This window comes from Patescibacteria group bacterium (genome assembly GCA_041651155.1).
Taxonomy (GTDB): Bacteria; Patescibacteriota; Patescibacteriia; order CAIXNZ01; family CAIXNZ01; genus JAPLYF01.
Map to the genome: position 1 here is coordinate 58,077 of JBAZJU010000007.1, position 22,345 is coordinate 80,421.

Below are 22,345 nucleotides of genomic sequence, written 5' to 3' on the forward strand. Positions count from 1 at the left end.
TTTGTAAAGTTTATAAAGCATGGGTAATTTTAGATTAAACTTTACAACTTTCTACTTTATAACCTGCCTGCCGGCAGGCAAGCTTGAAACTGATTTATTCATAACGCAAAGCTTCTATCGGATTTAATTTAGAAGCCCTAACTGCTGGATAATAGCCAAAAACAATACCGATCCCTGCAGATACTCCGAAAGCTAAAACAATTGAATACAATTTCACATCAGTTGTCGTCCAGCCAAAATAATTCACCCCAAACGCCACCAACCAACCAACGATTATCCCAAGCAGGCCGCCAATAAAAGTTAAAGCTACTGCTTCAATCAAAAACTCTATGCTAATATCTCTTCTTTTTGCTCCAATGGCCTTGCGCAAACCAATTTCCTTAGTTCTCTCAGTTACTGTGGTAAGCATCATATTCATAATGCCAATTCCGCCCACAACAAGAGAGATGCCAGCTACGACTCCCAGCAATATAGTTAGAGTTTTTGCAATGCTTGTGGCTGTAGAAGTAATATCTGATTGAGTCATTATATTAAAATCTGCATTCGCTGAATCACTTATTTTATGTAAATCCAGCAAAAGGGTGTTTATATCTTCCTGTACTATTGAAATTGAATTAGTGTCAATCGCAGAAACATTTATTGATGATAAATATTCATCGCCCGAAAGATATTTCTGCGCAGTGCTTAAAGGAATATAAATCCTATCGTCTTGACTGCCAAAACCAGAACCGCCCTTTGCGACTGTTATTCCAATCACCCTATATTCCATTTTATTTATTTTAATGGATTGTCCAATAACAGCAGATTCTTCTGCATCTTCGCCAAAAATATCATCCCTGGTTGTGGGTCCCAAAACAGCAACTTTTGCAGTTGATTTTTCATTTTGGTCAGAAATAAAATCTCCGCTTTCCATTGTAATGCTTTTTACTATGGTATACGCGGATGTTGTTCCAATAATCTCTGTGTTTGTATTGTTCCCTTTTGCCGTTACCTGATAGCGACCATCAACTTCTGGGGCCACGGCCTCAATATTATTAATCTGGGCTAAAATTGCTTCTGAATCTGACAATTTTAAAGACTTGGCTGAACCGCGTTCTGTTCTGACCACCGTGCCAAAACCCCTTTGTGCACCATTTGATACTGTAATCAAATTAGAACCAATTGATTCAATACTTGATTCAATTGAACTTTGTGTACCTTGGCCGATAGAGAGCATTACGATAACAGAGCTGATACCGATCACGATACCAAGCACAGTTAAGCCAGTTCTAGCCTTGTTTGCTGATATAGATATTCTTGTTTCTTCTAATATATCAATAACTTTCATAGAATTATTTATTTTTTCTTAATATTTTTTGAATCAGAAACTACTGCGCCATCTTTAATGAAAATTATTCTATCTGCGTGTTGAGCAACATCAGGTTCATGGGTAATTAAAATAATCGTCCTGCCTTCTTCTCTATTCAATCTTTCAAATGTGCTTAAAACAATTTCACCTGTTTTCGTGTCAAGATTGCCGGTTGGCTCGTCCGCCAAAATTAGCGTGGGATTATTAACCAAGGCGCGGGCAATGGCCACGCGCTGTATTTGTCCGCCAGATAATTGATTAGAAAGATGGTCAAAGAATTCCTCATCAAGACCCGCTAATTTCAAGGCTTTTCTTGCGCGTACTTCGCGCTCTTCTTTATTTATACCCTCATAAACCAAAGGCAATACGACATTCCTTAACACTGTCGCCCTGGGCAATAAATTAAAAGACTGAAAAATAAAGCCTATTTTTTCCTTGCGTATATCGGCAAGTTGATCTTCACTTAAAGTTGAAACGTCTTTATTATCCAAAAAATATTTTCCGCTTGTCGGCGTGTCAAGAGCTCCTATAATATGCATCAACGTAGACTTACCAGATCCTGATGGACCCATTATGGCTACAAATTCTCCATCATTTATCTTAAAACTCACACCTTTTAACGCTTGGAATTCAATAGTGCCTGTTTTATATATTTTGGTTATATTCTTTATTTCAATCATAGCATTTACAAATTATTGCGGCGGCATTCCTCCGGGTCCGCCACCTGTTCCGCCCAAGATACTAGAACTACTAGATGATTTATTTGTATTTGTTTTTGTTGTAGCGCTGGAAGATGAAACAGCAGATGATTTAATTGTCTTTACAACTATTAAATCTCCTTCTTTTAAGCCAGAAATTATTTCTGTATATGTATCGTCAGATAAGCCAGATTCCACTTGGGTTTGCGTGGGCGCATCAGCCGAAACAATTCCTGCGCTGCTAGTATCGGTATATTTATCGCCTAGCTGCAAAACGTAACTGACTCCGTTGCTTGTTTTTATCGCCGAACTTGGAACTTCCAAAACATCCTGGCTTGTCTCTGTAATAATTGACGCTGAAACGCTCATGCCTGATTTTACCCTGTCGTCTTGAGTGTCAAAAATAATTTTAACATTATAAGTAACCACGCCTGAACTCACTGTGCCGATAATATCCACCTGGGCAACTTCGCCGGTAATGCTCAGCCCGTCAATCGCATCAAAAGTCAAAGTAGCCTTTTGACCGACTTTAATTTTGGTTACATCAACTTCATTTAAGGAAATCTCCGCTGTTTTTTGCTTGGTTATTAAAGTAGCAATTGTGCCTCCGCTGGAAATTGAATCGCCTTTTTGGACAGAGACAGCGGCAATAACCCCGGCAAAAGGTGCGCGCACAGTATAATCCGCCAATTTTTCGTTCGCATCTGCAAGAGCATTTTGCTTTTGCTGCACTGCATATTCTTGAGCTTTAAGATCCAAGGGATCTGTCCCTGCGTTTAATTCTGCCAAAGATTGGGTTTTTTCCGTAATAGTGCGTTCGGAATTAACAATTGAAGTTTTGTCAGCCTGAATTGTATTTATAATTGATAATAAATTCTGCAAATGAGTATTTACCTGGCCAGTATAAGTATTTAAAGTTGCTAATTGTGTATTGGCAGCGCTAGCTGGGTTTTGATTATGTCTGGCCAGAGCATCTTCATAAAATTGGATGAAATTATTTGTATTTTTAATGGCTTCAGCAAAAATTTTGCTGGTATTATAAGTTTCATCAAGCAGGGTTTCAATTGTGCTAATGTCAGAAAATCTATTGGCAGTTTTATAATCACTAAAATTTTTATCAAATTCTGAGCGGGCAGTCTTGGCAGAGTTTAAGGCAAGCTCTTTATATTCAAAAATTTTAGCTTCATCAAAGGGCACGGCATTGGCATAATAATCTATGTTCCATTGTGTGCTGCCGCCTAATTCACTGCCAAAAAGAACATCTTCCAGCCCGGTAATTATATCGGGCAACTGCAGAAAAACATTAGAGACTGTATTAAAGCCGTCATCATAAGCTTTTTGCAAATCATCTTCAGCCTGCTGTTTTGCTTCTTTAGCCTGAGCCAAAGCATTTTCTGCTTGAGTTACAGATAATTGGTCAGCGGCTTTTTGCAGTTTCTCTAAAGATAATTTGGCGCTATCCAAATTTGCTTTGGCATCCCTGACTGTTTTAAGAGCTTCCTTAGCATTTATCTGAGCTAAAATAGCGCCGTTCTTGACTTCTTGCCCTGCTACAATCGCAACATTATAGAGGTCTCCGGAGGCTTTGGCTTTGACATCAACCTGATTAGTCGCGGAAATCTGGCCAGTGCCAGAAACAGAAGTTATTATTGTCCCTTTTTCAACAGCAGCTAAGACATAACGCGTTGCCGCAGGAGCAGAAGTTAAAGATTTAACAATAAAATAACCTCCGACAGCCAGCATAATAATTATTAAGCCGATAATTATTTTATGCTTAATTAAATAATTTAAAATTTTCTGAAACATACGAAAAAATTAAAAATTAAAAATGCTCGTCTCGGCTTTATATTAATCTATCGAGTTTTTATTTCTTTAATCCGAGCCGAAGCCGGAAAAATTTAAAAATTCGGAGCAGGTTGGGGCAAGGTTCCTGTCTGAGCCGGTTGATTTAGCCCAGGTTGAGGTAAAAAGCCAGGTTGATTTTGACCAGTTGGCGGAGGAGGAAGAATTCTAATGAGCTTGGCAGTTATCTGACCAGCTTGATTGGGCTCGCCTATAACTACAATATTGTCATCAACCTTTAAATCTGCAAATTCTATTGTTCCCTTTATGCTGTTAATAACGGTACTTTCGTTAAGAGCAACTGCTTTCTCAGTATTTTGACCGCTTTTAATAGTCACTAAATTGCCTTCAATTTTTATAATCTGGCCAAAGGTGCCATTCGCATCCATAAAATCACGGTCGCCAAAACCACCCATAAATCCACCTTTAGGCCCGCCAAAATTGCGGTGATAATTATCACTCCAACGGCAGGAAAAATCGGCTTTTTTTATGCCTATCATCATACCTGCTTTAAAAATTAACAACACAATGATCAGGGCTGCTATGCCCACGATGATTATCTGGAATGCTTTAGATTGAAAAATTTTATTAATGTCCATAAATTTGAAAATTAATTATGTATTAATTGTTTAGAAAGATCTATGTTTTTTAAATTTTTTACCAACAATTTAAGCAATTCTAATATGGCTAAAATAGTCGCTAAAAGTAAAATTAAATTCACAACTGGCAATGTTTCTAGGAGTGAAAGTGCATAATTTTGCCAATAGGTCAGGACAATTCCTGCGTCTGAAAAAAGCAATGAAAAATACTGTGCAAAGCCAGACTCTACAAAACCTGAAATGACTGCCTTGAGGGCGGGTATAAAAAGTATTAAGGCTCCAAATAAACTAGCAGCCAATATAAATATGCGACGTTTTAACATTTGCAGTTTTTTTTCTTGTCCAATCCGCTCCATAATTTTTCCAAATAAATCATTGGGCGGTTCTGGCGCATTATAATAGGTAAATAGTTTTTCCAAATCTTTAGTCATAATTTTATTTAATCATTATTAATTAATACGAAAAAAGAATGCTTATTGGTGCATTCTTAAAATTCCGGATATTTTTCTTTTACTTATTGACAAAGCAATTCTTTCAATGCAATTAATGCCCGACGATGGCGACTTTTAACAGTATCCAGGGGTTCATTAAGTGTTTCGGCAATCTCTCGGAAAGTAAATTGATTATTATAACGTAAATGTATAACTTGGCGATATTTTTCTGAAAGCAAGTCAATTGCCGCACTTAGTTTTTCTGCCAAATTTTTTTGGTCAAAAATTTCCATGGGCAAGGGATTTTGGTCAACAATTGTATTTAGCAAAGGATTTTCGCCATCTTCTGTCTCAAAAGCTGAAAAAAATATGTTTTTTTTCTGGCGCAAAAAGTCAATGGCAGTATTTTTAGCAATTTGAAAAAGCCAGGTTTTAAAACTTCTTTTTTGGTCAAATTTTTTTAAATTACGCCAGACTTTTACAAAAACTTCCTGGGTAATATCTTCGGCTTCATTAAGCAAATTAGTATATCTATAAACAAAACCATAAATCGGCTTTAAATAGCGGGCAACTAAAATTTCCAAAGATTTTTCATCTTTATGTTTTAAATAATTATGGACTAATTGTTCATCAGAAAGATTATTCATAGTGGGTGGCTACTGGGAGTTGAACCCAGGCTAGCGGGACCACAACCCGCTGTTCTACCGTTAAACTATAGCCACCAAAATAAATTTAAAATTAAAAATGCAAAATTTAAAATTTTGTAATCCTTAACAAAGGAACTTTGCACTTTGCAATTTAAACTTTTAACTCACCTATGACCCCGCTAGGAATCGAACCTAGATCTAAAGCTTAGAAGGCTTTCGTTCTATCCATTGAACTACGGGGCCAGATAAAAGTCTGCGTATTCCCTTGTATTAAACAACAAACATATAAAAACCGTTAAATACGGTTAAAAGCGTATTTTACATAAACTTTTATCTGGCCGGGGGCCGAATTCTTATTTTTTCAATAAACTTTTATCCGTTCTAGGATGGAATACATAAACTTGCATCTGGGCGGGGACCTTATTTTTAGCAGTTTTAAAAAGTATATTGTATTTGTACATAAATTTGCATCTGGGCGGGGCCTTGGATAATGATCAATAACTAATGATCAATTTTCAATTTTGGAATATATTATAAAAAATAATAGTTGTATTTTAGCAAAAAACTAGCGTGTTGTCAATCTATTCGCCTCTTCTTTTTCTCCCATGAAAACTCTTATAAACTTCCCTTAATTGCTTATCAGTAATATGCGTATAAATTTGGGTAGTGGTGATTGAACTATGGCCGAGCATGGCTTGAACTGAACGAATATCAGCGCCGTTTTGCAGTAAATCAGTGGCAAAGGAATGGCGCAGAACATGCGGCGTGATTTTCTTAGTTATCCCGGCAATTTTTGCATATTTTTCCACAATTCTTTGCACACTGCGCGGAGTTAAACCCTTGTCATCTTTATTTTTACTTCTTTTTAAACTGGCCTTGTCGTGATTAGTAAATAAAAATTGAGACATATCTTTTCTGGTATCCAGATATTTTTTAAGCCAGTGCTTAGCTTGATTGGAAAGAAAAACCACTCTTAGCTTTGAGCCTTTGCCTCTGACTGTAAATTCTTCTTTATTTAAATTAATTTCACTCTTTTTTAGATTGGCTAATTCTGACACGCGCAGGCCGGTTGAAAATAAAGTTTCTAAAATGGCTTTGTCGCGGAATTTTATTATTTCTGGTTGTTCAATTTTAAACGGCGCTTCCAGAAAATTTTCCAAATCAGTGCCTTCCATGAATTCAATCTGACGGTCAGGCATTTTGGCCAATTCAATTTTCTCCGGAGCCAAAGTTTTAATATCGCGTTTGGCTAAATACTTTAAAAAAGTGCGTAAAGCAATTAAATGGTAGTTTTGCGTATTCTTTTTTAAGGGTTGGTTATTGAAATCTTTTAAACGGTTTAACCATAAACGAAAATTGCGCACCAAATCCTGTTCAATCTGGCTTGGTTCCTTAATTTTCGCCCAACTAAAAAAACGCTTGAGATAAAACTGGTAATTCTCAACTGTTTTTTGCGAGCGTCCTTTTTCTATTTCTAAATACTCCAAGAACTCCCTTGTTAATTGCTCTAACTTAGTCATGCATTCATTTTACGACACAATTAATCTTTTGACAAATAAAATAACCCCTTAAGGGGATTAAGTGGGAAGGAGTATAAAACTTTAGTTTTATCTTACCATGATTAAGGCAAATCTAAAGATTTGCACTCCTTATTTAATAGAATGCCAAAGATATTTAATCAATTCTTTTTGCGAATCAGCAATGTCCTGGTCTTCAATAATTACGCCAGCCAAGGACTTAAAAGAAATCATAGCTACTTTATTGCCGGACACTAACTGGTCAACTGAAACCTTAAAATCAGCTGGTAAAAATTTAATTTTAGTCACGCCTTTTCTGTAAATTTCTTCTTTAACTGATTTTTGAGCCAAAGGTGTTGGTTTAATTAGATCATATAAAACTCCGCCAGCGTTTTTAATAATTTCAAAAAATTGCTCATTTTCTTTTTCTGAAAAAACAGTTAAAAAATCATCAAAGGAAAAAAGAGAATATACTTTTTTAGAAGTATTTAACATTTCTTCATAAATATTTTTCAAGCCTTCTTTGCCTTCAAAAAACCTCACTTTGGGCTGGCTGGGTTTGGCCAGAAATAAGGCCTCTAAATTAGGCAAAATTTTCTCAAAATTACTTTTTTTCTTTTCCAAGAGATTTAAAATTTGCTTGGGATCAATAGCTTTATAAAAAACTCTTTTGCCAGCCGGGACTTTTAAAATCAATCCTCTTTTTATTAATTCCTCAATTAAATAATAAGTTGTCGGCCTCTTTATTTTAGCGCGTTTGGCAATGTCTGAAATAGAAGCTGGCCCAATTTCCAAAATAGCCAGAAATGTTTTAGCTTCACTTGGCTTTAAGTCCAGATTTTGTAATTGGTCTAGAATTTCCATATTTTTATGCGATTGCTCATGCCTTTCGGAGTTCACCCTTCAGGGTTTTATAAGTCCCATAAAAGACTAAAGTCTGAATTCCTTGCCTCATGAGCAATCGCATTAAATTTATCATACAACTCTAAAAATGTCAAGAATTTTATCAACTTTTTAACTTCTGAATGATAATTTGTGCTTATTATAGCCATTTTAATGCTAATTTTTGCCTTATTTATTGACATAATTAAATATTTTAACTATAGTGAAAGATCAAAATGTTCTTTGACAAAAAAAAGGAGGAGAAATGAAAATTGTATTTTGGCTACTTACCCTATTGGTCATTGTTCTATATTCCTTACAACTAAATCCATCCCTAATCCACATTTCCGATCCAAATGAAATCATATTCCTTGGTATGATTTTTTTTCTCGGAGCTGTGGCACTTTACGGTCTTTTCTAAATAAAAAGGAGGAGAAAAATGAAATTAGAAACTAAAGTTCTGGTTATTTGGTTTTGCGCTAGTGCGATTGTGTTGCCGCTCTTACGTATTTTTGACAAGGTAAGTTTAAATTTTAGTTTGTTATATTTCGGCCTTGAGTTGTGGACGCTTTTCATACTGGCGACAATAGGTGATGATGAAAAGTTAAGCCTCAAGAAAGAAATAAAAAGTAACTTAGTGAAATTTCTAACATCTTTTGCAGTGTTTCTTGCAGGACTTATATTGATACTAGGATTGCCATCAATCGAGTGGTTCCTGTGGGATGCAACGGGCTTGAGATTTAGTGGAGCAATGTTTCTAGTAAGTACAATTGTAACACTTTACATCATTAGAATTTTTTCATCTTTAAAGTAACAAAAAAGGAGGAGAAAAATGGTTAAATGGTGTCCAAAATGTAAATCTTATGCATCTATTAACCAAGTATACTGCACGCGGTGCGGAACTAAAACAAAGGTCTTCCCTAAATGTCAGTGTGGAGCCGAAATTATGCCAGCTAACGAATTCTGTGAAAAGTGCGGAACATATCTGCGAGAAAGGCTTACCTTTTGGCAACAACTAAAGCAATTATCTGTAGTTGAAAAAATGGCTTTAATTACAATAATTGGATTAATTTGTTTAATGGTGTGTCAATTACTTTTTACCAGATAAAAAAGACAATGAAAAAGGAGAATAAAAATGAATAAATGCCCAAAGTGTGGCGCTGAAAATCAGCTGGATTACATTTTCTGCCATAATTGTGGCGAACAATTGCTTTTACCATGCCTCACCTGCAATAAAAAACACCTGCCAAATCTGAAATTTTGTCCCAATAACGGCAAAAATATTTCTCAAGCTAAGACAGAAGATGAAGCTAAAAAACAATCAGAACTGCAAAAACAATTAGTAGAATTACAAAAAAAGAAAGAGGAAAACGAGATTGAGAAAGCCGTCTGGCAAAAATATGGTAAGAGATTAAAATTTGGTGCTTGGTTTTTTGGAATCTCTTTGCTCACCATATTTTTTAAATGGATGGCTAACTTGTCTACAGGTAATCCTACTTTAGATAATGACATAGGTAACCATATCATTTGGTCGCTTAGTTGTTCAATTCTAATGGCTGGGGGAATTGTATTAGCTGGCCGAATCATTATCTTTGATTATTTTAAGAAAAAAATCAAAAATTCAAAAAAAGAGAGGTTGAATAAATCAAACTCTTTTCCAAAACAAAGCCCTGAATCACCTAGTATTCAAGGCAAGGAGGAGAAGAAATGAGGAGAATGGAGATCTGCGCTATTTTCAAAACTTATATTTTTCTGCTGGAAGCGATGGGTTTCTTTTGCTGGGGCGGATACTTAACAATTTCGTCAAACCTTACAAGGATGCTTGAGATTGACCTTTGTATCTTTGGGGTTCTCTACTGCATCAACACTTTTTCCTGGGAGTTAAAAAAACTCAAAAAAAAAGAGAGGCTGAATAAAATCAACCTCTTTTTAAATTTCCCTTGCGGCCTTTTAAATTCTGGCATACGGAACCGATTTAAGGCGTAAGGGGATTTCTTTGAGCTGCGCCTTGAAAAGTTGGCGAACCTGTTTGTAGGTCATGCCCTCTTTCTTGGCAAACTCTTTCCAGCGTTCACGCGTTCTCGGATTTTCAGGAAGAAATGATTCATCGTTTTCATCCTTAAAACCCAGGAGTCTTTTTAGCCATTTCATATTCTCTCCTTTTTACTTTCTGCCGATAATGGCGATTTGCCGACCTTCATCCTCTTTTTTTACAGCGCGAAAATGCGAAAAAAATAAGTGCTCGTCTTCAAACGTGCAATGGGTGTCCATTTCAATATTTTTTTCCAAAACTTGAGCTAGCAGCAATTGGCCTTTGATAGCGCCTGCTATGTTATAGCTTTGCCCCTCAATTTTGTAATGATTATAACATATATTCGGGCCAACATAGGAGATTAGCGTTTGCGGATTAATCTGGCACCACTTTTTCATGCAAAATATAGTTTTAGCCACGATCATGTCTTTTACACCCGCTGCGCCAGCGTGAATCATTGCAAAATAACCAGTATTCGGCTCAAAAAGCATTACTGGCGCGCAATCTGCAGGCAGTATGGCTAGGTAAGTATTCTGCGAAAAGCCAATGCAAGCATCAAAACCGGATTTTTTGTCAAACTTATGCAGGTCAACGACCTCGCGGCTTTTTTCATGCAAAATAATTCTGCCTTTTTTCTGAAACTTGCTGATTAAAGCCACGTTTGAGGTGTTATTTACTGGCAGTTTGAGCAAGCTTATTTCATCCAGGTTTAAATCCAATCTGGCTAAGAACCTCCTCAAATTTTCTTCAGCTTTGCCAGTCTTATCCCTATCATAGGACATGTTGCCATAGTTTTTGGTGGAAACGCCATGAACGACACCCCACTCTTTAAAAAGCTCCGACCGAATAATCATTACTTGACTCCCTCCGTAGTTTGTTAGGTTGTAAAGTACTTACAATATAATAGCAGATTTTTAAGATTTGTCAACTGATACTAATTTACGAATTCTATACTAATGATACTAATATTACACCGTAATAACTGTTCCATTGGTATAATTCGTAACATATTAGTACATTAGTATCATAAAAGTAAAAGCCCCGTACCAAATGATACGGGGCTAAAGCGCAGAACTCCCAAAGCCGTTGAGATAGCACGAAAATTTAATCTCCATGAATCCAACGGGGTCAGTTTGCCTAAGGCTGGTCTTCCACCTTTCGGCTCAGCCTAAGTAAGCGAAATAGAGCCCTATACCACCTACTTACCGACTCAGACTTCATCGCCTCCCAGCTTGCCTAAGTTCGAAAGTAAACTCCTTGATAGAGCCAGTTTTGGGACACGATTCCCGGTAATCCGCAGGTTCATGATGCATAGGTGCGATTACAACTGTTTCCGCGCTTGATTTTAATTTAAGCAAAGGTTTGTAATAATGTCAAGCGAAACTAATTTACTAATTTTATACTAATGATACTAATATTACAATCATTACAACTGTCCCATTAGTATTATTCGTAATTTATTAGTACATTAGTATCATCCTATTTTGCCTTGACATCTCACTAATTCAATGATACTATTTCAATAACTAACAAAATAAAGCGTTACTCTTGGCTAATCCCAGGCAAGGGACCAGCTCGGATAAGCGCACAAGAAAGCAACCAACTATGCCACTCTCAAAAGAACAAAAGGATCGGGTTATAAAGAAATTCCGCATCCATGCCACTGACACTGGTTCAGCCGAAGTGCAGATTGCAATTTTGACTGAAGAAATCAAACAGCTGACAAACCACATGAAAGAACACAAGCACGACTTTTCTTCCCGTTTGGGCTTGATTAAAAAAGTACAAGAAAGAAAGAAACTGTTAACCTATTTAAGAAGAGAGAATCAGGAAAGTTACGAGAAATTGACTAAAGCTTTAAAATTAAAAACAATTACCACATAATACAATTCCCCGTGCGAACGGGGTTTTTGTTTGTACTAATTCACGCGAATTAAGACTAATTAGTCAAAAATTTGCGAAAATTCGTGTATGATCAAACACAAAGAGCAAAGAGTGGGCATTTTCGTAGATGTCCAAAACATGTACCATTCAGCCAAGAATTTATACAAGGCCAATGTTAATTTCCAAGAAATTTTAAAAACCGCAGTCGCAGGCAGAAAATTAATCCGCGCTGTTGCCTATGGCATCATAACCATTGGCGGCGAGGAAAAAAAGTTTTTGGAAATTTTAGGCAAACAGGGTTTTGAAGTTAAGACCAAAGAACTGCAAATCTTCCCAGGCGGAGCTAAAAAAGGCGACTGGGATGTTGGCTTGGCAGTTGATGCCATTAAAATGGCTGACAAACTTGATGTGGTTGTTTTAGTTACTGGCGATGGAGATTTTATTCCCCTGATACATTATTTGAGAGAGAATAAGGGCTGTTTGGTTGAATTAATTTCCTTTGAACGCAGCACATCAGGGAAATTGCTGGAAGTTGTTGATGATTATGTTGATTTGGGAAAAGAGCCGGGGAAATATCTTTTGAAGTCAGTTTTGAAAAGAAGAAGATAAGGGGTTAATATCTAATTTTTAATGATTAATTACTAAACAATTTTTTAATGAGTAAATGTTTAAATTTAGTCATTAAATCATTTAATAATTGATTAAAAATTAAAAATTTATAATTAAAAATTAATTAAATAAAAGCTGACCCGCAAACAATCTGTGCTTGTTTAATTAACAAGTTCAGGAGCTTGCAGGCCAGCAGCCCGCCTTCGCTAAAAGCTACGGCATGGCAAGAAAGGAAAACTTATGGAAAGTTTACGTTTTGAGAAAGAAATCGCTGGCCGAAAACTCATTATTGAGACCGGTAAATTGGCTTTGCAGGCTAATGGCAGCGTAACTGTGTCCTATGGCGACACAGTTGTTTTAGCTACTTGTGTAATTTCCAATGAAATCCGCGAGGGCATTGATTTTTTCCCGCTCACTGTGGAATTTGAAGAAAGATTTTATGCAGCCGGCAGAATTAAGGGTTCTCGCTTTATTAAAAGAGATGGCAGACCCAGCGATGGAGCTGTCTTAAACGGCCGCTTAATTGACCGAGCTATTCGCCCTTTATTCCCTGAAGACATTAGAAATGAAGTTCAGGTGATTGTGACAGCGTTATCTTATGATGGCGAGAATGAATCAAAAATGGTTGGCCTGATCGCTGCTTCAGCTGCCCTGGCAATTTCCAATATCCCCTGGAACGATCCGATTGCCGGCATTACAGTGGGCCAAAAAGAAGGCCAATTAATTTTAAATCCGACCGTGGCAGAATTAGCCGAAGGTGATTTGGAATTAAATTTGGCTGGAACACCGGAAAAAATTATTATGGTTGAAGCTGAAGCCAAAGAAATCCCGGAAGAAACAATTTTAGAAGCATTTAAATTCGGATCCAAAGCATTAAAAGATATTTTGGATTTAATTAAGGATGTGCAAAAAAAAGCAGGCAAGCCAAAACGAGATATTTTGGAATTAATGCCCAAAGAATCTGAAGAAACTTTAGCTGCTAAAGCAGAAGTTACTAAAAAAGTTGAAGCTTTTGTGGCTGCCAAAGTTGACCCTTATATTTTGAACGAGAAAAAACCAACCAAAGCCTTGCGCAAGCACGGGCTCAATGAATTAGTCGCAGAATTGGAAAGGAATTTAACTGCCGAAGGTACAAGCGAAGACTTAATCAATTTTGCGGTTGAAAAAGTCGCCAAACTGGCAGAAGTTAAAATTTCCGCCGCCATCATGGAACGCGAAGTGCGTATTGACGGCAGAAAACTTGATGAAATCAGGCCGCTTTCATTTGAAGTTGGCTTATTAAAAAGAATTCATGGCACTGGCTTATTCCAAAGAGGAGAAACTCAAGTTATGACTTTTGTCACTTTAGGTTCGCCAGGTGATGTGCAGTCATTAGATACAATGGAAGAGGTTGGTGAAAAAAGATATATACATTATTATAATTTCCCGCCTTATTCAGTCGGTGAAGTTAAAAGGATGGGCGGCATGAGCAGGCGAGATATCGGCCATGGCGCTCTGGCAGAAAAAGCCCTAAATCCTGTTATCCCTTCAAAAGAAGATTTTCCTTACACAATTTTGGTAGTTTCTGAAACCATGGGTTCAAATGGTTCTAGTTCTATGGCTTCAACCTGCGGTTCAACTTTGGCTTTAATGGATGCCGGCGTGCCAATTAAAAATCCAGTGGCTGGCATTGCCATGGGCTTGGCCGTAGATGGCAAAGGCGGTTATAAAATCGTGACTGATATTCAGGATTTTGAAGACGGGCCAGGTGGCATGGACTTTAAAATCACTGGCACGCAAAATGGTTTAACTGCCATTCAAATGGATACTAAAACTGACGGCTTAACAATGGAAATGATTGAAAAGACTTTAAAACAAGGCCGCAAAGCTTTAGACCAGGTTTTGGATGGTATTAAAAAGTGCATTAGCGAACCACGAGCAGATCTTTCACCTTTTGCGCCAAGAATTACTTCGTTTGCTATTCCACCGGATATGATTAAAGACGTAATTGGTCCGGGCGGCAAAATGATTCGTAAGATTATTGAAGAAACCGGAGTTGATATTGATGTTGATGACAGCGGTCTAGTTTTGGTAACTTCCAATAATCCCGAGATGTCTGAAAAAGCTGTTTTATGGATAAAAAATATTGTTAAAGTGCCGGAAGTCGGTGAAATTTACAATGGCAAAGTAGTGCGCATTATGGACTTTGGCGCGTTTGTGGAAATTTTACCTGGCAAAGACGGCATGATCCATATTTCCAAACTAGCCCCAACCAGAGTTAATAAGGTTACTGATGTTGTGACAGAAGGCATGGAAGTGAGAGTTAAAGTTATTGAAATTGACAGCCAGGGCAGAATTAATTTAGCTTTAATGGAAGGCGGCAATACTCCTCCGCCATTTACCGGGGAATTTGGAGGCGGGAGAAGAGATTCTGATAGGCGCAGCAGCTTTGGTCATGGTGGCTCTGGCGGTCGTGGCGGACGAGATGATAAAAAAGGATTTTTTAAACGCAGGGAAAGATAAATAAATTAAGAAGTACATAACAAAGAAGGAGCGATTCATGAATCGCTCCTTCTTTGTTATGTGATTATTGTCGGCTATAAACTTTTTAAATCCTCGTAGCTATTTTTTTCAATGTCAGCTTTTAACTTATTGAGATCGTCTTCGCTTACATTTAATTTATTATTTTCCTCTGATGTCTCCTTGTTCAAATTTGCAGCCTCATTTTTATTAGCTGCTTGTTTTTCGTTACTATTTGAATTTGCGTTATTCTCGATTTTACCTTGTTGAGCGGCACAGCCTCCTAAAATTAAGATAAAGACAAGCATCAAGCTAAGACTTATAATTAATTTCCTCATATTTTTATTTATTAGTAAGTAATAATTTTAAGGCAAATAATAATTCAGAATTCGCCTCAAGTAAATTTGATCTGGCTAAACGCAGGTAATTATTGCCGGCATTAAATTTTATAAGAGGAGTGCCAGGTAATTTCACGACTTTATAAGCGCTCTCTGCCAAATTTACATTATTTTGCGCTTCAGTAATTTTTCCCTTGGCTGAGTCCAAAATTCTAATTATTTCGCTGCTATTTGAAATTTTTTCAGCTGCTACCCTTAATTTTACTTCATAATTTGACGACTGAGAAATTTGTTTTTTGCCAATTTCAACCCACATAGCGCCAGTATTTCTGGCCACATCGGTTAATAATTCCAGATAAGCGACGGCCATTTTTAAAAATACAATGCCTGCCTGCGCTTGGGTGGTGATGCCAGAAACCTCAATTCTGAAATCCGCAATTTTTGCCAAATTTTTATTAACATCGGATTCAATATCATTTTTTATATCAGCCGGCGCGTCAGGATTATTTTTGGCCTCATTATTTTTCCACTTTAACCAGGCTTCAACTTCATTTAGCGCGGCATTTAAAACATCTTTGGTGGCCGAAATAAGCTTTTGCTCGTTAATTGGGGTTTTATCTGCCTTATAATCTGCCTGAGCCTGTTTGTAAACGGCTTGGGCGGAGATAGTTCTGCTTTTAGCATTCAGCCAGTCGCTTTCTGTCTGCGCCAAAACAGGCAAGGCCAGCAAGCTAAAGAGCAAAAATAAGACAATAATTTTTCGCATAAAAATAAAAATATTTAATTAGATGATTTAATTGTAATGGAAAAAAGAAAAAGAGGCAATCGCGTGATTGCCCCTTGAGTGCTTTTGTTAAAGCTTGGAAGTGTTATTGTTTTTTGTTTAGTTCTTGCCAATACATGGCCAAAAAATCAATGCGCGAAGTGAAGTTCAAAGCTCCAAATATGGCGTAATTTAGCTGCTCAACAATTAATTGGCCAATTGTGGAAGTATTTTTCAAATGTGTAATTGGCTCATAAATTGTTTTCATGAGCATAGTAATTCGCTGTTGCCAATACGGTGTGTCTCTCAAGAATTGCTTAACAGCCTTGGCAAGTTCACTCTCGTATCTCTCATGAATTTGGCAGGATTCAGTTAACTTATTTAGGCAAAAAATAATTTTGGCCAGAGTCTCTGGAATTTTCTCTGCCAAAACATTCTTTGTCCAATTTTTATCCAGCCAGTTGTTTGACTGAAAAATGCCTAAAACTAAACCGAGAGTATAATAGAATGAGGCATTTTCTATAATCTTTTCCGTGGCTATTGTCTCAAAAGCATTTGAATCCAGACCTTTGTCAAAAGGTTCTGCAAATAGCTCAAGCCAAGAATTAGATTCTAGATCGCTGGCTGTCAGGGCCATCAATCCTTTGCTGATATTTTCAACTTTTTTGTGATCGTAACTTGTATTTGGATCGACAGAAAGAGTTTCTGCGCTATATCCCACAACTAATTCTCGCAAAAGCCGAAATCTGTCTGGCCCATCTTTTGTTAATATGGCAAAAGTTTTTGCCCTAAACAAATTGTTGCTTCCTTTTTGGCCAAAAAGTATATTGGCCATCCTGTTTTCTGTTATCATATCCATTTTCCTTCTCCTTCTTTTCTCAAAGAACTTTGTGCCTTCGCTGAAAGCGTTTAGCGTTCTCACGCTAGTTAAAACTTAGCTTAATATCTGCAAAAAGTCAATAAAAAAAAGAGGCAATCGTTTTGATTGCCCCTGGAAATTTTCACAAATCAGGTTGAAGTAATCTTCTGCCCGATTGCGAACAAATTTCGTTAAGAATTGTAGTTAAAGGAAGAATGGCTGTTAGAGCCCGGCCAAAAACATCCAGCTGATCAAAGATCGCGAAAGCGATTTTGTCAGCAAGAATCTGGGCCTGCATTGATAGCTCTATTTTTCCCTTTATCTTTTCATCTGCCTGTTTGATGATCTGCCAGATTATTGCCGGCTTACTCTCGCTAAAGCTTTTGGCCAACATTTGAAAAGCGGCTTGTTCCCAGCTGCTTTCAGCATCCGATGCCAGATTGCTCGCATAAAAAAGCTCTTTATCCTCAAAAAGTTTAGGGATTGCCTGAGCAGCAATATTTTTGTCAAAATCGCGCTCTTTCCCGAGGATTGCGATGCCGTTGACACGTCCCATTAAGCTTTCTGTTCCCCACCAGGCATAGCTGATTTGATCCAAAACCAGCGTGCCGATTTTAGACAGTTCTTTTTTTCGTCGGTTTTGATTAACCAGCTTGCTCAGAACTTTTTGCACTAGGCTTAGAGTGAAATATAATCTCTCGCCTTTCCATCCAAGTCCTGGCTCGCCACGCACAAAGGCCTTGATTGCCTGGGAAAGCTGGCTTTCATAAGTTGGATCAGGCAATAGTTGGTCAGTCAAATCAGAAAACTGATCTTTCCACAGAATAACTTCAGCGATTTCATCGTAGAAGTCGTTTTCAAAGGCCGTAAGGGTGCGCCAGTGCTGATCAAGCCAGTTTATGGCTTGAAAAAGACCGAGTGTCGTGCCTAGAATAAAAGCTGGATTTGCTTGAAGGAGATCCGTGTCTTCCTTAAACAAGTTTAAGCTAAATGGTTCGCAGATAACTTGCAGCCATTTTTCAGCCGAACCAGGCCTATAAGCCACAGCCGCGACAACTATTTTAGCGATGTCCTGCCAGCTCTTTGTCTGCAAACAGAGACCCTTAAGGGAAGCTCTGGTTAAGCTAAAAGGATCTATAAACCCTTCTTTTTTTTCAGTTCGGGATAGGTGAGTGAAGGCCTCCAGTAAAGATTCACTGATGCTTTCACCAAAAAGTGTTTTACCTGCTGATTTAACTTCCTGTTCAATCTTAATCATTGCGTTTCTCCTTTTCATTTGTTTGACCTAGTTTTTTCCAAAACTATTGTGTTCTCACGCTTTGGCCAATTTGTTTTTGGGAACCCGAATTAATTTTAAAGGAGCTTTATCTCTTTCTTAGAGACAGAACGCTCTCGCGTAACTACACTTTAACAAATAATTTAAAAATGTCAATTAAAAAAAGAGGCAATCGTTTGATTGCCCCTTGAGTTATTATTCCCATTTAATATCAAGGATAGTTTTTGGCGCGCCTGCCCATTGTTTGGCCAGGATTTCAATTTTTGGGCGTTTTCCATTGTTTTGTTCAATAATGTATTCAAACCACCCAATCAGCTGATAATTAAAAGCTTCAATCCCTTCAGCAGTTTTTTTCTTGGCAATTGAGCTGGTTTTAATGTGCCGGTCATCAATTTTTTCAATTTCAGCGTCAAATAAGTTAAAATTGAAAAGTATTGTACGGATACCCAGCATATTGGAAATACCGCTGATTGGGTTGCCTGCTTCAACAATCATCTTATAGATGTGGAAAATTTGAGTGGCGCTTTGTTTAGCCCAGATTCTCACAGCTTTAAAATTTTTTTTGGCAATCAGATTAAAGGCTGCCAAACCGCACCTTTCAAATGTTCCGAACGGATACCATAAATTTAAAATTCTGCCACGGATCACATCCCAATCTTCATTTTTAAGGTACTTGTTCCAGTCTAAAGACGGACTGGCTTTAATAAGCTCTTGATAAGGTAAAAGCATAACGCCTTTGACTTTTTCTTCCATTTTACTGCCTCCTTTCAAAGGAAATTTACGTATCTCTAACTTAACATATAATTGGCAAAAGTCAAGGGGTTTGATACAATGCGAATATATTAATGCAAATGAAACGAATTAGAATAAGCCTTAAAAATATTCGTAGCATTCACATTAATTCGCCCGCCCGCCGAAGCTTTAGCGAAGACGGGTAGATTCGCATTTTTATGTCACTTTGGCACAAACGTTTAATTATTTTTTTAAGTAAAATTTTCGGGGTAATCCTTTTAATTATTGCCATTGCCCTGTTTTTTTATTATTATTTATATTTTAAAAAAGACAATCTGATCAAATATGTGCCGGCAAATGCCATTTTATATTCAACTTTTAAGCTAAACAATAAATTAAACGAAAATCTGCTTTTACGCCGGGACTTTGAATTATTAAAACAAGACTTTAATCTGCCAAACTTAGATTATAAAGACTTAAACTATATGGCAGGTTACAATATGTCCGTAGCAATAATCCCAGAAGTTATTAATAATGAAATAAATTATTCTTATCTGCTGATTATAGATTTTGACGGCAATGCTAATAAAGCTCGAGATTTAGCTCAGTCTTTTACTGAAAATAATTGGCAGGCGATTGTCTCAAATAATCAAGTAGTAAATAAAAATATTTTTTTGGCCAGCAATTCAGCAAAAACAATGCAAACAGTTAAAAAAATCATCAGCAAAAATCAGTTGTCATTAGCGCAAAATATAAACGTGCAATTAAACCTGAATAAATTTAGCCTTGATTATCAGGGAAAAATCTATTTTGATTTTTCATATCTGGCAGATAATCTGAATAATATCAAAGATATAAAAACAAAACTCTTAATCGCTTCCTTAAAGGCTGATAATCTAGATAATATCTATCTGGGGCTGAAAATTAAAGAGAATAAAATATTTTTACAACCGCTTGGCTTTAAAAATGAAAATCAAACAAGTCAGCCCTTAATGCAAAAAATTCCAAAAAACACCGGTCTTATTTTTAATTTTAATAATGGCCAAAAGCAATTTCAAAAAATTTACATGCTCTTATTTCAAACAGAGCAAAATTATTTCAACCAGCTGAAGAAAAATAAGGAATATCTAGAAGCCTTATATGGGTTTAACCTTAATAATGATATTCTCGCCTTGTTTTCCAATCATGCTGAAATTATTGCTGATAATGACAATCATTATATTCTGGCAATTAACCTTGAATCAGATTTAAATATAACTGAAAAAGTTAATAAACTAGAAAATATTATTAAACAATATGTGGCGCAACAAAATCCTATTAATAAAGTAAAAACCTTGCCAGACAAGACTCAAATTATCCAGATCACTAAACAACCACAAAATTACAATTTCCAAACTGAGGAAATAAATAATGTTCCTATCCATTATTTAATTGATTCTCACGAATATGCATATTTTATCCAAAATAATACATTATTCTTGGCCAATTCTAAAGAAAAATTAGAAAAACTAGCCAATTCTGAAGATCTAATTGATTATAATGCTTTTAATAATTGCCAAAATAACCCGGAATTATACATAAAAAATGAGCTTATGGCGTCTTATTGGCCAAATTTAGCCAAATATATAGCATCCATCTCATTTTTAAGCACTGAAAATGGTGAATTTTCGCTATGCTTAGAGTAAAAATTCAATTTTGTGGACAACCTGGGGAAAAGATTTAAAATTAGCCAAATTATATAAAATTTAATAAACTGAAATTCCTTTATCAAAATTTATAAATTATCATTATTTTAGCTAATTCTAGATAAAATTTAATAGTTATTAACATCCAAAACTTGACAAAATGTCTCAAGATTGCTATAATGACAATATAATAATAGTTCTTTCACATAACCAGAGAAATTGAGCGAAAACAGCAATTTTGGCTAAATTTCCCTGCCTTTCACTGCCTTATTCAGGATTCACTTGGGAGAATCCCAAAAATAAAAATAAAACTCTTATCCTTTCTTATATTTTTATAAACTACGGCTTAGTTTTAAGCCAAAGGACGGTGAAAGGTCGCACTTTCACATAGTTCCAAGGGAAGTCAAACCGACTTCATCAAACTTTTAACGGCTCGCGTAAGGCGGGCGCTAAACTAATGAAGTCGAGGCCTCGTCAGGTCATAAAATAATTTTATATGGACCGAAGCACGAGGCCTTTTCATTTTGCCAAAATTTTACCAAATACTTGCTTTTTTCAATAATCTTGTTTATACTATTTATTACTGTTTGATTTTGATATAATATTAATAAGGTTACTAATTCACTAATTCTTTACTAATCTACTAATTTTTCTATCTTTTATCTATTAGCAGATTAGCATCCATAAGGAACAAATTTCAAATTAAACCAATTTTAATAAAGTTAAGCGTGAAAATTAAACATATGAAAGCAGACATATTAGAAAAAATTAAAAAAGACCTTATTCTTCGCAAAGAACAAATTGAAAAAGAATTAGCCAGTTTTACAAAAAAAGACGAATTTGTTAAAGACAATTATCGTTCTGGATTTCCTGATTATGGCGATAAAGAAGATGAAAATGCCGAGGAAGTCGCTCAATATACAGATAACCTTTCTATTGAATATTCATTAGAAAAAACTTTACGCGATATTAATAAGACTTTACAGCGAATTGAAGATGGCTCCTATGGCAAATGCGCTTATTGCGGCCAGGAAATAGCCGAAGATCGCTTAATGGCCAGGCCTACTTCTAATGCCTGTATTGAATGCAAAGAAAAGCTAACCAGCCAATAACCTGCCATGGCTAGAATAAAAAAAATCTCTCTAATTTTTTGCCTAAGCATTGTCTTATTTATACTTGAATCTTTAATCAAATACTATTTTCTAAATAAAATCCCTAAAGAGGGATTTTATTTTTTAAAAAATCTTTTAATAATTGTTTATACTCCAAACCAAAATGCTGCCTTTAGCCTGCCCTTACCCCAAATACTTATCATAATAATTGTTATAGTTATACTTATTATTTTAGGCATTATCTGGCTGCAAAGTTTACAAAAACAAAATTTATGGGAATTTGCAGCAACTTCTTTAATAATTTTGGGCGCGTTAAGCAATTTGCTTGATCGTTTATTTTATGGCTATGTAATTGATTATATAAATATCCGCATTTGGCCTGTTTTTAATCTGGCCGATGTGATGATTGTGGCTGGAATTTTTATTTATATTCTTAGTGAATTTAAAAAACAAAAAACCACTATACCCGCTTCCAGGCTTTAGTCTTGAAAAATTTTAAAAAAGAAAAAACCCGTCCACCTGGACGATTTTTTAATTTGAAAAAGTCAAGGGATTAAGATAAGATGATAATTAAGAATGATTAACCACGAAA

24 protein-coding genes and 2 tRNA genes are annotated in these 22,345 nt (G+C 36.2%); 8 read left to right on the forward strand and 18 right to left on the reverse strand.

Annotation, left to right across the window (positions count from 1 at the left end; all coding sequences use genetic code 11):
* Positions 1 to 94: 94 nt before the first annotated feature.
* From WC460_05475 to WC460_05525, 11 genes are all read right to left on the reverse strand, one after another.
* Complete coding sequence (locus tag WC460_05475; GenBank protein ID MFA5188785.1) at positions 95 to 1,327, reverse strand: ABC transporter permease; 1,233 nt, start codon at positions 1,325 to 1,327, stop codon at positions 95 to 97.
* 8 nt (positions 1,328 to 1,335) lie between these two features.
* Positions 1,336 to 2,028, reverse strand: coding sequence for an ABC transporter ATP-binding protein (locus tag WC460_05480; GenBank protein MFA5188786.1), 693 nt, complete (start codon positions 2,026 to 2,028; stop codon positions 1,336 to 1,338).
* Between the two features lie 12 nt (positions 2,029 to 2,040).
* Positions 2,041 to 3,852, reverse strand: a complete 1,812-nt coding sequence (locus WC460_05485; GenBank protein ID MFA5188787.1) for an efflux RND transporter periplasmic adaptor subunit — start codon at positions 3,850 to 3,852, stop codon at positions 2,041 to 2,043.
* A gap of 92 nt (positions 3,853 to 3,944) precedes the next feature.
* On the reverse strand, positions 3,945 to 4,487 hold the full coding sequence (locus WC460_05490) for a hypothetical protein (protein MFA5188788.1): 543 nt from the start codon (positions 4,485 to 4,487) through the stop codon (positions 3,945 to 3,947).
* A gap of 11 nt (positions 4,488 to 4,498) precedes the next feature.
* Positions 4,499 to 4,918 (reverse strand): hypothetical protein, encoded by a 420-nt coding sequence (locus tag WC460_05495; GenBank protein MFA5188789.1) that lies wholly within the window; start codon positions 4,916 to 4,918, stop codon positions 4,499 to 4,501.
* An 83-nt stretch (positions 4,919 to 5,001) separates the two neighbouring features.
* Positions 5,002 to 5,565 carry a sigma-70 family RNA polymerase sigma factor gene (locus tag WC460_05500; protein MFA5188790.1) on the reverse strand — a complete coding sequence of 188 codons (564 nt, stop codon included), beginning with the start codon at positions 5,563 to 5,565 and terminating at the stop codon, positions 5,002 to 5,004.
* A 4-nt stretch (positions 5,566 to 5,569) separates the two neighbouring features.
* A tRNA-His gene (locus tag WC460_05505) sits at positions 5,570 to 5,640 on the reverse strand.
* Between the two features lie 96 nt (positions 5,641 to 5,736).
* Positions 5,737 to 5,808 (reverse strand) — tRNA-Arg (locus WC460_05510).
* Positions 5,809 to 6,146: 338 nt separating this feature from the next.
* Entirely contained in the window at positions 6,147 to 7,085 is a 939-nt protein-coding gene (gene xerA, locus WC460_05515) for a site-specific tyrosine recombinase/integron integrase (protein ID MFA5188791.1), read from the reverse strand.
* Positions 7,086 to 7,214: 129 nt separating this feature from the next.
* Complete coding sequence (locus WC460_05520) at positions 7,215 to 7,946, reverse strand: helix-turn-helix domain-containing protein (GenBank protein ID MFA5188792.1); 732 nt, start codon at positions 7,944 to 7,946, stop codon at positions 7,215 to 7,217.
* Positions 7,947 to 7,993: 47 nt separating this feature from the next.
* The gene (locus tag WC460_05525) at positions 7,994 to 8,167 is read right to left on the reverse strand and encodes a hypothetical protein (GenBank protein ID MFA5188793.1); all 174 of its coding nucleotides are present in this window, start codon (positions 8,165 to 8,167) and stop codon (positions 7,994 to 7,996) included.
* A gap of 236 nt (positions 8,168 to 8,403) precedes the next feature.
* Between WC460_05525 and WC460_05530 the strand changes: the two genes are divergently transcribed.
* Positions 8,404 to 8,778: a hypothetical protein gene (locus WC460_05530; GenBank protein ID MFA5188794.1), complete on the forward strand. Its 375-nt coding sequence runs from the start codon at positions 8,404 to 8,406 to the stop codon at positions 8,776 to 8,778.
* A 321-nt stretch (positions 8,779 to 9,099) separates the two neighbouring features.
* Positions 9,100 to 9,675: a zinc ribbon domain-containing protein gene (locus WC460_05535; protein MFA5188795.1), complete on the forward strand. Its 576-nt coding sequence runs from the start codon at positions 9,100 to 9,102 to the stop codon at positions 9,673 to 9,675.
* Positions 9,676 to 9,914: 239 nt separating this feature from the next.
* Here the strand turns inward: WC460_05535 and WC460_05540 are convergent, their stop codons facing one another.
* Together WC460_05540 and WC460_05545 are read right to left on the reverse strand one after the other, a co-directional pair.
* A complete protein-coding gene (locus WC460_05540; GenBank protein ID MFA5188796.1) occupies positions 9,915 to 10,115 on the reverse strand; it encodes a hypothetical protein in 201 nt (66 codons plus the stop codon).
* A 12-nt stretch (positions 10,116 to 10,127) separates the two neighbouring features.
* Positions 10,128 to 10,850 (reverse strand): polyphenol oxidase family protein, encoded by a 723-nt coding sequence (locus tag WC460_05545; protein ID MFA5188797.1) that lies wholly within the window; start codon positions 10,848 to 10,850, stop codon positions 10,128 to 10,130.
* A gap of 751 nt (positions 10,851 to 11,601) precedes the next feature.
* On the opposite strand from WC460_05545, the gene rpsO reads away from it, so the two are divergent.
* The 3 genes from rpsO to pnp all read left to right on the forward strand — a co-directional run bounded on the left by rpsO (position 11,602) and on the right by pnp (position 14,991).
* Positions 11,602 to 11,880: a 30S ribosomal protein S15 gene (rpsO, locus tag WC460_05550; GenBank protein MFA5188798.1), complete on the forward strand. Its 279-nt coding sequence runs from the start codon at positions 11,602 to 11,604 to the stop codon at positions 11,878 to 11,880.
* Between the two features lie 87 nt (positions 11,881 to 11,967).
* On the forward strand, positions 11,968 to 12,489 hold the full coding sequence (locus WC460_05555) for an NYN domain-containing protein (GenBank protein MFA5188799.1): 522 nt from the start codon (positions 11,968 to 11,970) through the stop codon (positions 12,487 to 12,489).
* Between the two features lie 240 nt (positions 12,490 to 12,729).
* Positions 12,730 to 14,991 carry a polyribonucleotide nucleotidyltransferase gene (pnp, locus tag WC460_05560; GenBank protein MFA5188800.1) on the forward strand — a complete coding sequence of 754 codons (2,262 nt, stop codon included), beginning with the start codon at positions 12,730 to 12,732 and terminating at the stop codon, positions 14,989 to 14,991.
* A 74-nt stretch (positions 14,992 to 15,065) separates the two neighbouring features.
* Here the strand turns inward: pnp and WC460_05565 are convergent, their stop codons facing one another.
* From WC460_05565 to WC460_05585, 5 genes are all read right to left on the reverse strand, one after another.
* On the reverse strand, positions 15,066 to 15,326 hold the full coding sequence (locus tag WC460_05565; GenBank protein ID MFA5188801.1) for a hypothetical protein: 261 nt from the start codon (positions 15,324 to 15,326) through the stop codon (positions 15,066 to 15,068).
* 4 nt (positions 15,327 to 15,330) lie between these two features.
* Entirely contained in the window at positions 15,331 to 16,092 is a 762-nt protein-coding gene (locus WC460_05570; protein MFA5188802.1) for a hypothetical protein, read from the reverse strand.
* A gap of 103 nt (positions 16,093 to 16,195) precedes the next feature.
* The gene (locus WC460_05575; GenBank protein ID MFA5188803.1) at positions 16,196 to 16,948 is read right to left on the reverse strand and encodes a hypothetical protein; all 753 of its coding nucleotides are present in this window, start codon (positions 16,946 to 16,948) and stop codon (positions 16,196 to 16,198) included.
* A 142-nt stretch (positions 16,949 to 17,090) separates the two neighbouring features.
* Complete coding sequence (locus WC460_05580; GenBank protein ID MFA5188804.1) at positions 17,091 to 18,206, reverse strand: hypothetical protein; 1,116 nt, start codon at positions 18,204 to 18,206, stop codon at positions 17,091 to 17,093.
* 213 nt (positions 18,207 to 18,419) lie between these two features.
* Complete coding sequence (locus WC460_05585) at positions 18,420 to 18,977, reverse strand: hypothetical protein (GenBank protein ID MFA5188805.1); 558 nt, start codon at positions 18,975 to 18,977, stop codon at positions 18,420 to 18,422.
* A gap of 197 nt (positions 18,978 to 19,174) precedes the next feature.
* Here WC460_05585 and WC460_05590 point away from each other — a divergent pair, with 197 nt between their 5' ends.
* The 3 genes from WC460_05590 to lspA all read left to right on the forward strand — a co-directional run bounded on the left by WC460_05590 (position 19,175) and on the right by lspA (position 22,236).
* Complete coding sequence (locus tag WC460_05590; protein MFA5188806.1) at positions 19,175 to 20,641, forward strand: hypothetical protein; 1,467 nt, start codon at positions 19,175 to 19,177, stop codon at positions 20,639 to 20,641.
* Positions 20,642 to 21,384: 743 nt separating this feature from the next.
* Positions 21,385 to 21,753, forward strand: coding sequence for a TraR/DksA family transcriptional regulator (locus WC460_05595; GenBank protein ID MFA5188807.1), 369 nt, complete (start codon positions 21,385 to 21,387; stop codon positions 21,751 to 21,753).
* Positions 21,754 to 21,759: 6 nt separating this feature from the next.
* Positions 21,760 to 22,236, forward strand: coding sequence for a signal peptidase II (lspA, locus tag WC460_05600; GenBank protein MFA5188808.1), 477 nt, complete (start codon positions 21,760 to 21,762; stop codon positions 22,234 to 22,236).
* The last annotated feature ends 109 nt before the right edge of the window (positions 22,237 to 22,345 follow it).

What these genes read in the sequence shown, in the direction of transcription:
- WC460_05530 (MFA5188794.1), top strand. Translation starts at nt 8,404, where the DNA reads ATGAAATTAGAAACTAAAGTTCTGGTTATTTGGTTTTGCGCTAGTGCG.
- lspA (MFA5188808.1), top strand. Translation starts at nt 21,760, where the DNA reads ATGGCTAGAATAAAAAAAATCTCTCTAATTTTTTGCCTAAGCATTGTC.
- WC460_05570 (MFA5188802.1), bottom strand. Translation starts at nt 16,092, where the DNA reads ATGCGAAAAATTATTGTCTTATTTTTGCTCTTTAGCTTGCTGGCCTTG.
- WC460_05480 (MFA5188786.1), bottom strand. Translation starts at nt 2,028, where the DNA reads ATGATTGAAATAAAGAATATAACCAAAATATATAAAACAGGCACTATT.
- WC460_05575 (MFA5188803.1), bottom strand. Translation starts at nt 16,948, where the DNA reads ATGGATATGATAACAGAAAACAGGATGGCCAATATACTTTTTGGCCAA.
- WC460_05595 (MFA5188807.1), top strand. Translation starts at nt 21,385, where the DNA reads ATGAAAGCAGACATATTAGAAAAAATTAAAAAAGACCTTATTCTTCGC.
- pnp (MFA5188800.1), top strand. Translation starts at nt 12,730, where the DNA reads ATGGAAAGTTTACGTTTTGAGAAAGAAATCGCTGGCCGAAAACTCATT.
- WC460_05540 (MFA5188796.1), bottom strand. Translation starts at nt 10,115, where the DNA reads ATGAAATGGCTAAAAAGACTCCTGGGTTTTAAGGATGAAAACGATGAA.
- WC460_05475 (MFA5188785.1), bottom strand. Translation starts at nt 1,327, where the DNA reads ATGAAAGTTATTGATATATTAGAAGAAACAAGAATATCTATATCAGCA.
- rpsO (MFA5188798.1), top strand. Translation starts at nt 11,602, where the DNA reads ATGCCACTCTCAAAAGAACAAAAGGATCGGGTTATAAAGAAATTCCGC.
- WC460_05525 (MFA5188793.1), bottom strand. Translation starts at nt 8,167, where the DNA reads ATGTCAATAAATAAGGCAAAAATTAGCATTAAAATGGCTATAATAAGC.
- WC460_05485 (MFA5188787.1), bottom strand. Translation starts at nt 3,852, where the DNA reads ATGTTTCAGAAAATTTTAAATTATTTAATTAAGCATAAAATAATTATC.
- WC460_05580 (MFA5188804.1), bottom strand. Translation starts at nt 18,206, where the DNA reads ATGATTAAGATTGAACAGGAAGTTAAATCAGCAGGTAAAACACTTTTT.
- WC460_05535 (MFA5188795.1), top strand. Translation starts at nt 9,100, where the DNA reads ATGAATAAATGCCCAAAGTGTGGCGCTGAAAATCAGCTGGATTACATT.
- WC460_05590 (MFA5188806.1), top strand. Translation starts at nt 19,175, where the DNA reads ATGTCACTTTGGCACAAACGTTTAATTATTTTTTTAAGTAAAATTTTC.
- xerA (MFA5188791.1), bottom strand. Translation starts at nt 7,085, where the DNA reads ATGACTAAGTTAGAGCAATTAACAAGGGAGTTCTTGGAGTATTTAGAA.
- WC460_05500 (MFA5188790.1), bottom strand. Translation starts at nt 5,565, where the DNA reads ATGAATAATCTTTCTGATGAACAATTAGTCCATAATTATTTAAAACAT.
- WC460_05545 (MFA5188797.1), bottom strand. Translation starts at nt 10,850, where the DNA reads ATGATTATTCGGTCGGAGCTTTTTAAAGAGTGGGGTGTCGTTCATGGC.
- WC460_05520 (MFA5188792.1), bottom strand. Translation starts at nt 7,946, where the DNA reads ATGGAAATTCTAGACCAATTACAAAATCTGGACTTAAAGCCAAGTGAA.
- WC460_05555 (MFA5188799.1), top strand. Translation starts at nt 11,968, where the DNA reads ATGATCAAACACAAAGAGCAAAGAGTGGGCATTTTCGTAGATGTCCAA.
- WC460_05495 (MFA5188789.1), bottom strand. Translation starts at nt 4,918, where the DNA reads ATGACTAAAGATTTGGAAAAACTATTTACCTATTATAATGCGCCAGAA.
- WC460_05490 (MFA5188788.1), bottom strand. Translation starts at nt 4,487, where the DNA reads ATGGACATTAATAAAATTTTTCAATCTAAAGCATTCCAGATAATCATC.
- WC460_05565 (MFA5188801.1), bottom strand. Translation starts at nt 15,326, where the DNA reads ATGAGGAAATTAATTATAAGTCTTAGCTTGATGCTTGTCTTTATCTTA.
- WC460_05585 (MFA5188805.1), bottom strand. Translation starts at nt 18,977, where the DNA reads ATGGAAGAAAAAGTCAAAGGCGTTATGCTTTTACCTTATCAAGAGCTT.